This window comes from Labilibaculum filiforme, assembly GCF_002843315.1.
Taxonomy (GTDB): Bacteria; Bacteroidota; Bacteroidia; order Bacteroidales; family Marinifilaceae; genus Labilibaculum; species Labilibaculum filiforme.
Genome location: NZ_MVDD01000020.1, coordinates 16,755 through 29,080, shown reverse-complemented (window position 1 = coordinate 29,080; position 12,326 = coordinate 16,755). Strand labels below are relative to the sequence as shown.

Annotated in this window: 11 protein-coding genes and 1 tRNA gene; 2 read left to right on the top strand and 10 right to left on the bottom strand. The window is 34.4% G+C overall.

The window, feature by feature from the left end:
- Positions 1 to 95: 95 nt before the first annotated feature.
- The 3 genes from BZG02_RS17835 to BZG02_RS17820 all read right to left on the bottom strand — a co-directional run bounded on the left by BZG02_RS17835 (position 96) and on the right by BZG02_RS17820 (position 3,072).
- Entirely contained in the window at positions 96 to 677 is a 582-nt protein-coding gene (locus BZG02_RS17835) for a DUF3109 family protein (protein WP_101263106.1), read from the bottom strand.
- A 303-nt stretch (positions 678 to 980) separates the two neighbouring features.
- A complete protein-coding gene (gene gpmI / locus BZG02_RS17830) occupies positions 981 to 2,510 on the bottom strand; it encodes a 2,3-bisphosphoglycerate-independent phosphoglycerate mutase (protein ID WP_101263105.1) in 1,530 nt (509 codons plus the stop codon).
- Positions 2,511 to 2,999: 489 nt separating this feature from the next.
- A tRNA-Phe gene (locus tag BZG02_RS17820) sits at positions 3,000 to 3,072 on the bottom strand.
- Between the two features lie 275 nt (positions 3,073 to 3,347).
- On the opposite strand from BZG02_RS17820, the gene BZG02_RS17815 reads away from it, so the two are divergent.
- Both BZG02_RS17815 and BZG02_RS17810 read left to right on the top strand, forming a co-directional pair.
- Positions 3,348 to 4,637 (top strand): S41 family peptidase, encoded by a 1,290-nt coding sequence (locus BZG02_RS17815; RefSeq protein WP_101263104.1) that lies wholly within the window; start codon positions 3,348 to 3,350, stop codon positions 4,635 to 4,637.
- A gap of 202 nt (positions 4,638 to 4,839) precedes the next feature.
- Positions 4,840 to 5,742 carry a DMT family transporter gene (locus tag BZG02_RS17810; RefSeq protein WP_101263103.1) on the top strand — a complete coding sequence of 301 codons (903 nt, stop codon included), beginning with the start codon at positions 4,840 to 4,842 and terminating at the stop codon, positions 5,740 to 5,742.
- Positions 5,743 to 5,771: 29 nt separating this feature from the next.
- Here the strand turns inward: BZG02_RS17810 and BZG02_RS17805 are convergent, their stop codons facing one another.
- From BZG02_RS17805 to BZG02_RS17775, 7 genes are all read right to left on the bottom strand, one after another.
- Positions 5,772 to 6,230 carry a TspO/MBR family protein gene (locus BZG02_RS17805; RefSeq protein ID WP_101263138.1) on the bottom strand — a complete coding sequence of 153 codons (459 nt, stop codon included), beginning with the start codon at positions 6,228 to 6,230 and terminating at the stop codon, positions 5,772 to 5,774.
- A 66-nt stretch (positions 6,231 to 6,296) separates the two neighbouring features.
- A complete protein-coding gene (locus BZG02_RS17800) occupies positions 6,297 to 6,758 on the bottom strand; it encodes an SRPBCC family protein (RefSeq protein ID WP_101263102.1) in 462 nt (153 codons plus the stop codon).
- Positions 6,759 to 6,805: 47 nt separating this feature from the next.
- Positions 6,806 to 7,402, bottom strand: a complete 597-nt coding sequence (plsY, locus tag BZG02_RS17795; RefSeq protein ID WP_101263101.1) for a glycerol-3-phosphate 1-O-acyltransferase PlsY — start codon at positions 7,400 to 7,402, stop codon at positions 6,806 to 6,808.
- Complete coding sequence (locus BZG02_RS21075) at positions 7,399 to 8,139, bottom strand: peroxiredoxin (RefSeq protein WP_218972296.1); 741 nt, start codon at positions 8,137 to 8,139, stop codon at positions 7,399 to 7,401. The genes plsY and BZG02_RS21075 overlap by 4 nt, the downstream gene beginning before the upstream one ends.
- Before the next feature lie 6 nt (positions 8,140 to 8,145).
- Positions 8,146 to 8,922, bottom strand: coding sequence for a DUF1295 domain-containing protein (locus tag BZG02_RS17785; RefSeq protein WP_101263100.1), 777 nt, complete (start codon positions 8,920 to 8,922; stop codon positions 8,146 to 8,148).
- A 12-nt stretch (positions 8,923 to 8,934) separates the two neighbouring features.
- Positions 8,935 to 10,758, bottom strand: coding sequence for a DAK2 domain-containing protein (locus tag BZG02_RS17780; RefSeq protein WP_218972295.1), 1,824 nt, complete (start codon positions 10,756 to 10,758; stop codon positions 8,935 to 8,937).
- Positions 10,759 to 11,379: 621 nt separating this feature from the next.
- Positions 11,380 to 12,318 carry a radical SAM protein gene (locus BZG02_RS17775; RefSeq protein ID WP_101263099.1) on the bottom strand — a complete coding sequence of 313 codons (939 nt, stop codon included), beginning with the start codon at positions 12,316 to 12,318 and terminating at the stop codon, positions 11,380 to 11,382.
- Positions 12,319 to 12,326 lie beyond the last annotated feature (8 nt).

The following is a 12,326-nucleotide window of genomic DNA, read 5'->3' as shown; positions in this document are numbered from 1 at the left end:
TCAAATTATAAAATAAAAAAAAACAGCAAGTATAAACTTGCTGTTTTTAATCCATTTATCGAATACTTACTCCCTTATTCAGGGGAATTTAGCACCTATCGTTTCTTCATAATTTCATCGATATGCTCTGCTGCATATTGAAGCTCTTCGTACCATTCTTTGCCATACTTTCGAATCAATGGTTCTTTTAGAAAAACGTAAACCGGTGTTCCATTTTTAAACCCTAACTCTCTGGCAGGCTTGCAAATATCCCATTTATTATAATTTACCGCATCAAACTCGGCATACTTTTGAATTCGAATAGGATACAACTGACAAGAAATTGGTTTTCGGAAACTGATTTTACCATCGAAAAAAGCTTTCTCGATACCACATTGGGCAGTTCCATTTTCAAAAACAGTATAAACACACTCTTTATTATTAATAATTGGAGTCACTAAATCGCCATCTGAATCAATAACCGTTTTTCCTTGTTTTTCAATTTCTTGAATGCCCTTCTCGGTAAGATACTCTTTTATAACAGGATAAATATCCTCAATAATTTTCTTCTCCTCATCTTCCAAAGGTGCTCCTGAATCTCCCTCAACACAACAAGCGCCGCAACATTTCGAAATATCACATATGAATTTCTTCTCAATCACGTCAAGACTTATTATGGCTTTTCCTATCTGTAACATTTTTTTAAAGTATATAGCAACTAGCACAAAATGTAAAAACTAATTTACGACCCCCTACTAATTACTTATTTTATTAAAAGCAAATCCGTATTATCGGCAAAGATAATACGGATTATTAGATTTTTTAGAATACGAAGATTAGAAACCTATCCATTTATGCTGCAAAGCAACTAAATCCTATCTTCTTTTATCATTACCGATAGTAAAGCACTTCATTAAAAAAAATATTTACTGCGACTCACTCTACAATAAATAATAAAGAAGTCAATCCATTTTTATATGCTGCACTTTATCCTCGATAAGTTATTTTATCAAAGATTTACCGGTCATGTCTGCAGGTTTCTCAATTCCCATAATATCTAATAGAGTTGGAGCCACATCAGCCAGAATACCATTTTCAATACTTTTCGAGCTATCCGTCACCCAAATACATGGAACTGGATTTAAAGAATGAGCAGTATTTGGAGAACCATCGGCATTTACAGCAAAATCAGCATTTCCATGATCAGCAATAATAATTACGTCGTAACCATTTGCTTTGGCTGCTTCCACTACCTGCTCGGCACATTTATCTACTGCCTGAACTGCTTTTGAAATTGCCTCATAAACTCCTGTATGCCCAACCATATCGCCATTAGCAAAGTTTAAACAAACAAAATCAGCCGATTTAGCATTCAACTCAGCAGTAATCATATCAGCAACAGCTGGAGCAGACATTTCTGGTTGTAAATCGTAAGTTGCCACTTTTGGAGATGGAACCATCAATCTTCTTTCACCTTCAAATTCAGCTTCTCTTCCTCCTGAAAAGAAGAAAGTTACGTGAGCATATTTTTCAGTTTCAGCAATACGAATTTGTTTTCTTCCTGCGTTTGCGACCACCTCGCCCATGGTGTTTTTCACGTTATCTTTATCGTAAATAACATTTACACCTTTAAAATTCGAGTTGTAACAAGTCATTGTATACCACTGTAAATCCATGGTATGCATTCCAAATTCTTGTTTATCTTCCTGTGTAAACACAGTTGTCATTTGACGCAAACGGTCAGTACGGAAATTAAAACAAATAACCACATCGCCTTTTTCAATTTTTGCAAGAGGAGCACCCGCTGCATCCACCATCACAATTGGCTTAATAAATTCATCGGTTACGTCAGCAGCATATGATTCTTCCATTGCTGTTACAACATTAGAAGCTTTTACACCTTCTCCTTTTGTATATAAATTGTAAGCAAGCTTAACACGCTCCCAATTGCTATCTCTATCCATTCCGTAGTAGCGACCAATAAGAGATGCAAACTTTGCAGATCCTGTTTTTTCAATTGCTCCAACAAATTCTTTTACAAATCCCAATCCAGATTTTGGATCCGTATCACGTCCATCCGTTAAACCATGAACAAATACATCTTTCAATCCGAAAGCCTTAGCAGCATCACAAAGTGCAATTGCATGAGCACTTAATGAGTGAACACCACCATCACCAATCAATCCTATTAAATGAACTTTTTTACCATTTGTTTTAGCATAGGTAAAAGCTTTCACAACTTGTTCATTTTTTCTAATTGAACCGTCTTTTACAGCCATGTTGATTTTCACCAAATCCTGATAAACAACACGTCCTGCACCAATATTTAAGTGACCCACTTCAGAATTTCCCATCTGTCCATCAGGTAAACCAACAAATTCGCCAGCCGCCTGCAATTGAGAGTTAGGATATTTTGAATACAAACTGGTAATATATGGAGGTTCAACTGTAGAAATTACATCCGATTTTGATTTGTCACCAATCCCCCATCCGTCAAGGATCATCAATAAAGCTTTTTTACTATTTGTCATATTGAAGTATTTTATATCTTAAATTCTTTATTACTTGGTCTAAGTATTGCAAAAATATCGTATTAATTCAAATAAAAAAATTAGTTAGAGACTTGAATTTCTTTATTTTAGATCGAAAACGTTTGTTTTTTTGTAATTTAATCAAACTTTAACGTTTCGAATAGATTTCTAATTAGGAAGTACCACCTGACCCCGAAAGCTTTCGAGGGCGAACAGGTAAACTATAAAGGAGTTGAACGATTTCGACAATCGTAGCAAATGCTTCTGCAGAATCTTTTAATACTAAAAAAAAAGCTTTCAGATCAGCTTTTAGAGGGGTGAGAGATATTAACTTCTTCCTTTTTTAGAGTCGCTAAAATATATGCTTAAAAAATCTTACTCCACCTGATATTCGAATTGATCCGAATTGATCCATATTTGAATTGATCCCCAAATCCACATTTTAATTTTAAGCACAAAAAAAACCGATCATTTGATCGGTTTTTTTTGTGGTACCACCTGGAATCGAACCAGGGACACATGGATTTTCAGTCCATTGCTCTACCAACTGAGCTATGGTACCCTTTATTTTGGTGTTACAAATGTAGGGAAAATTTATACTTCACAAAACAAAGCCTAAGGTAACTGGCATAAATAGTAGCTTAAAAATATAGATATGATTAAGTATCAATTTTTTCACAACACTATTTAGATTCACTCTAAGTGTTATTATACTAAAAATGAAACAATAGATGACTTTTTTTCTCGTTACAGAAGTCTTAGGTACGATTTTTGTTACGCTTTACACGTCTATTTTTTTCAAAAATCGCAATATCGAACTTATTTAATTCAAAGAATATGAAATTTTCAATTCTAGTAAAATATTCTCTCCTGCTAATCCTGATCTCGACATTTATGTCGTGCAGCGATGATAGTGGTATATTACCCCGATCGGGCAACGATAATACTGCCTACGAAATTATTGATAAAACCATGCAAGAGTGGTATTTGTGGAATGATAATTTACCAACAATCAGTTCCGCTAATTACTCCTCGGCAAACGATTATTTTGAAGATTTGTTAGCCTCCAACGATCGATGGAGCTATATCGCCAATCTGGATGATTTACTAGCTTATTTTGAAAATGGCACCTACACAGGTTATGGTCTATCCTTTAAGTTCGACAGTAATAATGATTTACGAGTAAAACTTATTTTTAACGACTCTCCATTATTTTCATCGGGCATTACCCGTGGATGGAAGCTTGTTAAGATTAATCAGCTGGATATTTCGAGCTTAAGCGAAGAGCAAATTTTAAGTGAATTAGACAAATCGACTGGAACATTCCTCTTTGAAAATAATGCTGGAGAACAAAAAGAAATTACTGCAACTCAAAAAGAGTTAGATCAAAACACAGTGCTGAAACGAGAAGTAATACCCTACGAAGGAATTCAGGTTGCTTATCTCGCATTCGACAGCTTTTTAGGAAAATCGGAAGATGAATTAAACGAAGCCTTTACCTATTTTAAAGAACAAAACGCTACAGAATTGGTTTTAGACCTGCGTTACAATGGCGGTGGCAGCACTTATATATCGAACCAGTTAGCCTCCTTAATCACTGGAAATGCTTATGCTGGCGATATCTACTCAAAAGTGTCACATAACAAATCAAAAACAGGTGAGGATTTTACCGAAGCATTTGAAAATCAAGGAGCCGCATTTGGCTTCGACAGAGTATTTGTAATTACTACCTCGAATACTGCATCGGCAAGTGAGATGGTAATAAATGGCTTAAAACCATATATGGGCAAAGATAAAGTGATCTTGATTGGAAGCAAAACGCATGGAAAACCTGTTGGCATGTATGTATTTGAAGAAAAAGCGCTTAATTTGGCTATCGTTCCTATTAGCTTTTCAATTACCAATGCCCTTGGCGAAGGTGATTATTTCGATGGTATTCCTGTTGATTTTGAATTAGCTGATGATTTAAGTCACGATTTTGGAGATATTGATGAATCTAACTTTAAAGCAGCATTAGATTATATAGTTAATGATAATTTTCCGGTGGTTACTGCATCTAAAGCTTTATCAACCAACGAACGCGAATTTAAGAAAAAAGGATTGGAAGAATTAATTGATGCCTTTTAAAGGAGAAAAAAATCTATAAATAATATGTTAAAAGTCAACAAGTGATGCTACTTGTTGACTTTTTTCGTTACTACTAACAATTTGAATCCATCCAATTTACGAACAGGAAAAAATCAAAAATTGAAGTATATTCGAGCTCTTAAAATGGCATTTTTAAGACTTACTCTATTTTTCGTTAAAAGATCTATCAATATTTAATCGGATGAATAATTTTCTTCTACTACTAGTCACCATTGTTTGGGGATCCACTTTCTTTATTATTAAAGATACTGTAGGTACGGTAAACGAATACTTCATTGTATTTGGAAGAATGCTTTTGGCAGCTATCCCAATGCTACTATTTGTACTTTTCAAAAACAAAAAAAGCTTAGTAACTACAAAAGCCATTGTCAATGGATCTATTTTAGGATTTTTACTTACCGCTACCTATTTATCGCAAACTATTGGATTAAAATATACAAGTAGCGGACATAGCGCTTTTATTACCGGTGCTGCAGTTATTATTGTTCCTATCATTCTATTTGCCCTTTACAAAGCTAAATTTCAAAAAAGCGATCTTTTTTCCATTTTGGTGGTAGTATTTGGCCTTTTTTTATTGACTTATGATTTCGATACAAAATTTAATCAAGGCGATATTATTACTTTATTTACCGCTTTTACTGCTGCTTTCCACATTGTATTATCGGGTCGTTACGTAAGAAAGACCGAAACGCTATCCTTAATTACCTATCAATTTATTTCGGGAAGTGTATTCAGTTTTATTGGCTTACTACTAATGGACTCGAACATTGGAGTCCTTTCCTCCGAATCGTTTGCTGCAATTGTCTATTTAGGAATTTTTGGAACCTTGTTTTGTTACTTTGTATCCGTGTGGGTTCAAAAATATGTTAGTTCTGTAAAAGTGGCTCTCATTTTTTCTTTAGAACCTGTTTTTGGTGCTTTATTTGGTTATTTGGCTTTGCATGAGTCATTAAATAGCAAAGAAGCTATTGGAATGTTTTTAATTCTATTGGGAGTCGTTCTTTATCAAATTCTCACAAGTGAGAATGAAAACAGCACCGCCGTAACGCAAAAAAAACAACGATTTATGCCCCAAAATAAATAGTCTCCTATAGCCTACTTCTCCACTTTCAGCTAATTTCTAAAAAAAATATATCCATTTAAGGAGGTGGCTATAAGTAACCACAAAAAATAGGGAAGCAATAAAGTGGATTTAAACTTTACTTGTGACCAATAAAAAAAGATTAAAAATCCGATAAGAAGGGTAAGCCCTGAAATTACCAGTAAGCCTGCGAAAATTTGGTGGTAGTGAAAAAAGATAGGGCTCCATCCTACATTTAGAATCCATGTAATGGCAAACAATACAAGAAGGGGGTTCTTATTTTCGGTACTTTCCCACAAATAAGTCATGTAAATACTAAAACAAATCATTATTATTGTCCATGCTGCACCAAAAACCCAACCCGGAGGAGTCCAAGGTGCCTTGGCAATACCCACATACCAATCGGACGGAACGCCTTTACTTGTAAATAGTCCAGCAATTGCAAGACCTGTAAAATTGAGAATTAGGAATATAATTAGTCTATATATCATTCTATTAGCTTTTAACATACCTACTCTTACTATATGTTTGTTTTTTTAAGGATATCTATTTGATTATTAGGATGGAAAAAGCTCCTCTAAAATTTGAGTTCGATAATCAAAAATTTCGTTTAATTTATTTTCAATAATTAGCTTATTGGCAATGCTTCCTAAAAATCCTAATGGTGGTTGATAGCTAACAATATCTTTCATTACAACTTTATCTCCCTGCTGCCTAATAATATGTTGATGATGCCATAATGAATATGGTCCAACCCTTTGTTCATCCACAAAGTATTCCTTATCCTTTACGTGTGTTATTTCAGTAACCCAATTTGTTTCTATACCAAACAAAGGCTTAACGATGTAACTAATAATCATTCCCTCATAAATTTTATTTGGTAAGTCTTTGGAACTAATATCAAAGCCCATATAATCAGGCGTAATCTTTTTTAGGTTTTGAGGAGAGGAAATAAAATTCCATAATTCGTCGATAGAAGTCTTTATAATCTGTTCCCGATAAAATTGATAAAATGCCATAACTTCGTGTATTTATAGTTTCAATATGCTCATTTTCGTCCTAAACTCTATGATTTCAATTCATTTCCTGCAATTAACCGACTGATATTCTGTCGATGCAAAAGAATAATTAGAATGGAACTTATCAGTAAAAAATAAAAAGTAGGCGTAAACCAGTACAAAAGAAGTTCGATAACTGGCAACATTATAGCCAACACAATGGACCCCATTGAAACGTATTTAGATCGCCATTTCACGATAAAATAAATACCAACAGCTATAAACACCGAGTAAGGAGCTAGTAATACGGAAGCACCCAATGTTGTATTTACGCCTTTTCCTCCTTTAAATTTTAAAAACAAGCTAAAGTCATGTCCTATAATTGCAGCCAATGCCAGCATAAAAATGTAATATGGACTCGATGCACCAGTATCGAAAATAAGAAACAATGCAACCGGTAAAAGTCCTTTTAACATGTCTAACAATTGCGTAATTATTGATATTTTTTTTCCTGCAACACGCCTCACATTTGTAGAACCTATATTTCCACTTCCTAACTCGAGTATATTTTTTCCTATATAAATTTTAGTTAACAAAAATCCAAAAGGAATAGAGCCCCACAAATAGGTTAATAGCAACAAGAATATTTCAGGTAATGAAATCATTTTATTTCCTGTAAAATTCGTAAAGCCTCCTCTACATGTTTTTCGGATTTTGTTTGAGAATTAAAAAGGTATACCACTTTCCCTTCTTTGTTGATAAGGTAAGTAACCCTTCCTGGAATTAATCCAAATAGATTACTAGGCACCCCAAATAATTTTCGAACTTTGTTTCCATTATCACTTAATAAAGTAAAGTTTAATTTGTGTTTTTGTGCAAACTTCAAATGACTATCAACCGATTGAGCACTAATGCCAATAATTAGAGCTTCGGCTTCCTCAAACACTTCAAATTGATCGCGAAAAGCACAAGCTTCTTTTGTACAACCGGGAGTATCATCTTTTGGATAAAAATAAATAACCAAATTCTTTTTACCCCGAACAGCATCGAATTGAAACAATTTGCCATCCTGATCTTTTAATTCAAAATTGGGAACCGTGCTCCCTATTCTTAGCTCTTCCATTTTATGAGTAGTTGTGTCAAAATTTAAATAAAAAATAAATAAAACGATATATACAAACAGATAAAACCTGTAAAAGTTCCGAAACTTCGTATATTTTTTGTTATCCGGATAAATAGACCCAAATAATCCTTTCATCTCTTTCCAAAATACTGGTTTAATGTTAATCGTCCAACTGCTAGTATTGTAAACAATTTTCCGAAATTTACTTCGATAAAAACTTAAGGGGATACCCCACAACAGGAACAAAATCCACCAAATATTTTTACTTATAAAATCCATAACCATTTATTTTTTAGGAATCCATGGCAAAAAAGCACTAGTTTTTTTTATATATTCCTGATATTGCGGTTTGGTATCTTTCAAACTCTTTTCAAGCAAAGAAACACCTGATACTTTTATAATTATCAAGCACATAGCAATTGATCCAATCACTGGCCAATAACTCCCGGCAGCAATACTAAAAATACCGAAAGAAAACCACACAGTAGCATCTCCAAAATAATTGGGATGCCGAGTATATTTCCAAAAACCTGTATTTAAGACCTTCCCTTTGTTGAAGGTATTCTGCTTAAACTTTGCAAGCTGATAATCGCCGCCGGCTTCGAAAATAAATCCGATAATAAAAACCAGAATTCCCAAATAATCGATCCAAGTTAAACCATCGGAAACGGTATTTGAATTTGCTGCCAACAAAGGAAGCGAAACGAATAATATTAATGCGCCCTGCAACAAAAACACCTGAAAGTAGCTAAACCACCAATAACGTTCGGGACCATAATTTTTTCTGAATTCCTGATAGCGAAAATCTTCCCCTTTCCCAATATTACGCCATCCAAGGTAGATCGAAAGTCTTAAGCCCCACAAACTAACCAGAACCAATAACAGTAGTTTACGTGTAAAAAAGTCGCCAGAATAAGTAATGTAAAATGCATTTACGATTACAAAACCCATTCCCCAAAACACATCAACTATACTCACATTAGTGATAATCACACTAAACACCCAAAGCAAGGTGACCAAAATGAAAATAATAAGAAAGGCCTGTAGAAATAACGTGAACATAGCTTCTTGTTTTTAATTTGTAAGCAATAATGAAATGGATATGGCACCATTACCGGCATGTATGCCAATTACCGGAGAAATATCAACTACAGAAACCGGTTTTTTTCCAGTAATTGCAAACATTTTCACCTCCGCTTTGTTTGCCCCCTCTAAATTGTGAGCGTGCAGAACAATATAATTCCATACCGACTTTCCTTGAGTTATTTTTTCGATATGTTTAAATATTTTATTCAAACTGCCCTTTTGGCTAAAGGTTTTTCCAAATAACAAAGATTTCCCTTCTTTGTTCATAGAAATAATAGGATTAATGCCTAAAAAATTAGCAATAAAGCCTGCAGGTCGCGAAACCCTACCACCTTTTATCATGTACTTTAGATCTTTAACACTAACAAAAATTCTAGCATTATCAATATCAGTATTCAACTCTTTCACAATAGCTTCTGGCACTTTCCCCTCCTCAATATAATGAGCCGTTTTTAATACAAGTAAACCAAGCGCTCCTGATAAATTTTTTGAATCAATAACATGTACCGGTTTTTTAAATTCCTTCTGAATTCGTTCTCCAGCTTTCACACTATTCGCATAGGTTCCGCTAAAGTGAGAGGTTAGATGTATCGAAATTATTGCATCGTAATGCGAAGCCAGGTGCGAATACAAATTGGTAAAAGTTCGTTCATTAATTTGCGATGTTTTTGGTAGTTCGGGAGTACTATCCAGCAAATCGTAAAACTGCTCCGGTTGTATGGTAATTTTATCGAGATAATGCTTGTCGCCAAAATTTAAATTTAAAGGCACTACATTAATTTGATAAAAATCGATTAAATCCTGAGAGAGGTCGCAAGTTGAATCGGTAACTAAAGCAATATTCCACTTCCTTTTGCCTGCAATTTCCTGCTGGCGTTGCATGTCATCTACTTTCTGAAAAGTAATCGTCCCTGCATCTTTCAGCTTGTGAAACAAAGTAGCAGGATGGTTGGTATGAACATGAATACGACAAGTATGCTCGGAACCAGCTACCACCACAGAATCGCCATATTTTGCTAAAGTTTGTTTTAAAGAACCTGTGCTCACCCGTATTTCTTTAATAATAGCCTCTGTACAATACCGAAAAGAAAGCTCTTCATCAATAATATCTTCGGAATGAATAAGCGAAATTGTTTCCATTCTTTCCACTGCAAAATCCCGAATATTTCTATTTGTTATAAATCCTATTACCCCTTGTATAAAAATCACAAAACCTTTGGCTCCTGCATCCACAAAACCATATTTATTTAAGGCCTTTAGTTTTTTTGTTGTTTCAGCAAGAGATTTCTCCAATACCGAAAAAGAGTCAACGATCACTTTTTTAAAATCGTGAGCGACATCTTCTTTACTACTTAGGAAATTAGACCATTCCCGAATAACAGTTAACATCGTACCTTCAATCGGATTGGATATGGCTTCGTACATGTAAGGAATTGAGTTCTTTACACTCTCAGCAAATTCCTGAAGAGTTATAACCTGCTTATTTTTCGTTTCCCTACTTAAACCGTGCAGGAACTGAGCGAAAATTATTCCTGAATTACCTCTAGCACCAATTAATGCAGCCTCTGCAATATTCTCAATCGTTTTTTTATACGACTTATCCGGATGGATATTATCGATTACCGCACGAATTGTAGATGCCAGATTTGTCCCTGTATCTTTATCGCGCACTGGAAATACATTTATTTGATTTAGTTCCTCTTGACTTTGCAATATTTGCAGGCTTCCGGCTATAAAACCATAATAAAGGAATTTTCCATTAATAGACTGGTTGGTAGTATCATTCATAAAATAAGCATCCTTTTGTTCCACTATTACACGCTTAAAAACATCCTAAGCACGTTTTGTTTATTGAGGTAAACATCTTTCCTGTACATTTTGTTCGCTTGCTAGGCTTCGGTATGGCATCTGCAACAAATTGGAAGATCTACAAATGAATTAGATTCATTGATCTTTTTAGTAGCTCCGGGAACATCATAAACCTTATCAAAAAAGATAAGTCTTTAAATTCGCAGTTTGCTACGCTGAAACCAGAATTTGAAACGTATCTTAGCCAATAAACCAAGTGCAATAACCAAGATACATATTATTTTTAGCAAGTCTATGTAAAACTGATTCAAGAAATTAGAATTTTACGAAAGGCAATAGTAAAGAAAAATGCAACCAGCATTCTTGAAGTGTTCGACTATTGATATTTATACAAATTAACAACTAGCAAGAACTGCTATTGAGATATTTTTAATGGTACTAAAAATGATTTTTTGTTAGATACACTCCTTGAAAAATGAACGTAACTCACCCAAAATGCAGAAAAATAATAGTTTATATCCTGCAAGAAAATTTAAAAAGAAGCAAAGAATGCCTGGTCAACCCCAGCTTATCTACGAAAGCTATTGATATTTCGTTTGGTTTTATCGATATTTTTAGGCCAACTTACTTTTCATTAAGTTGATAAAAAACCCCTCTTTCTTGTTCTATGCTTACAATTTTAGCTTCAGCTTCTAAAACATCCAGGTATTTATTTATTTCGTTGATGTGCAAGCCTAGTATTTTCGTCAAATCATCCAACGTACAAGGTCTTCTGGATATCGTTTCGACGATTGCGGTTTCGATATCACTCCTAAATGATTGAATATCTCTTCTTTCCAGAGAAGCGCTAATTATTTCAACATTCTCTACCCCAAAAAAATCGGATATTCGTTGTAATTCGTTCCTTGTAGCTCCTTTTAAATTAGGAATAGTTCCCGGGCGATCTAAAGTATTTAACTGAACCGAATCTGGATTTACCCTTTCAATTACTTTTTTAAGTTCAAGCAACTCCTGCTTGCTATCGTTAAAATCTGGCAAAATAAATATTTCAAGCCAAATTTTCCCTTTAAATTCTTCTCGGAAATCAACTAAACCCTGAATACATTTCTCAATACTCAGATCTTTAGCCGGACGATTAATCTTTCTAAAAACCTCCTCTGTTGCCGCATCGAGAGATGGAAGAACCACATCAGCCTGTAGAATTTCTTTCCTAACATTTTTGTCGTAAAAAAGAGTTCCGTTGGTTAAAACAGCAACAGGAATATTTGGTTTGTATTGCTTTATAAATCGAAGAATTTCGCCAATACGTACATTTAAAGTGGGTTCACCCGATCCTGAAAAAGTAATGTATTCAGGATCCGGATTATTCGCAAAATAATGTATCAGCTCCTCTTTCACCTTATCAAATTTAACATACTCTTTTCTATCCAGTGTTAACTTTGTTGTTTTACCAACTTCACAGTAAACACAATCAAGAGAACATACTTTTTTAGGAACCAAATCGATTCCTAAGGACATCCCCAATCTACGTGAGGGAACAGGTCCAAATAAAAATTTATACATTTTACACT

What these genes read in the sequence shown, in the direction of transcription:
- BZG02_RS17835 (WP_101263106.1), bottom strand. Translation starts at nt 677, where the DNA reads ATGTTACAGATAGGAAAAGCCATAATAAGTCTTGACGTGATTGAGAAG.
- gpmI (WP_101263105.1), bottom strand. Translation starts at nt 2,510, where the DNA reads ATGACAAATAGTAAAAAAGCTTTATTGATGATCCTTGACGGATGGGGG.
- BZG02_RS17815 (WP_101263104.1), top strand. Translation starts at nt 3,348, where the DNA reads ATGAAATTTTCAATTCTAGTAAAATATTCTCTCCTGCTAATCCTGATC.
- BZG02_RS17810 (WP_101263103.1), top strand. Translation starts at nt 4,840, where the DNA reads ATGAATAATTTTCTTCTACTACTAGTCACCATTGTTTGGGGATCCACT.
- BZG02_RS17805 (WP_101263138.1), bottom strand. Translation starts at nt 6,230, where the DNA reads ATGATATATAGACTAATTATATTCCTAATTCTCAATTTTACAGGTCTT.
- BZG02_RS17800 (WP_101263102.1), bottom strand. Translation starts at nt 6,758, where the DNA reads ATGGCATTTTATCAATTTTATCGGGAACAGATTATAAAGACTTCTATC.
- plsY (WP_101263101.1), bottom strand. Translation starts at nt 7,402, where the DNA reads ATGATTTCATTACCTGAAATATTCTTGTTGCTATTAACCTATTTGTGG.
- BZG02_RS21075 (WP_218972296.1), bottom strand. Translation starts at nt 8,139, where the DNA reads ATGGATTTTATAAGTAAAAATATTTGGTGGATTTTGTTCCTGTTGTGG.
- BZG02_RS17785 (WP_101263100.1), bottom strand. Translation starts at nt 8,922, where the DNA reads ATGTTCACGTTATTTCTACAGGCCTTTCTTATTATTTTCATTTTGGTC.
- BZG02_RS17775 (WP_101263099.1), bottom strand. Translation starts at nt 12,318, where the DNA reads ATGTATAAATTTTTATTTGGACCTGTTCCCTCACGTAGATTGGGGATG.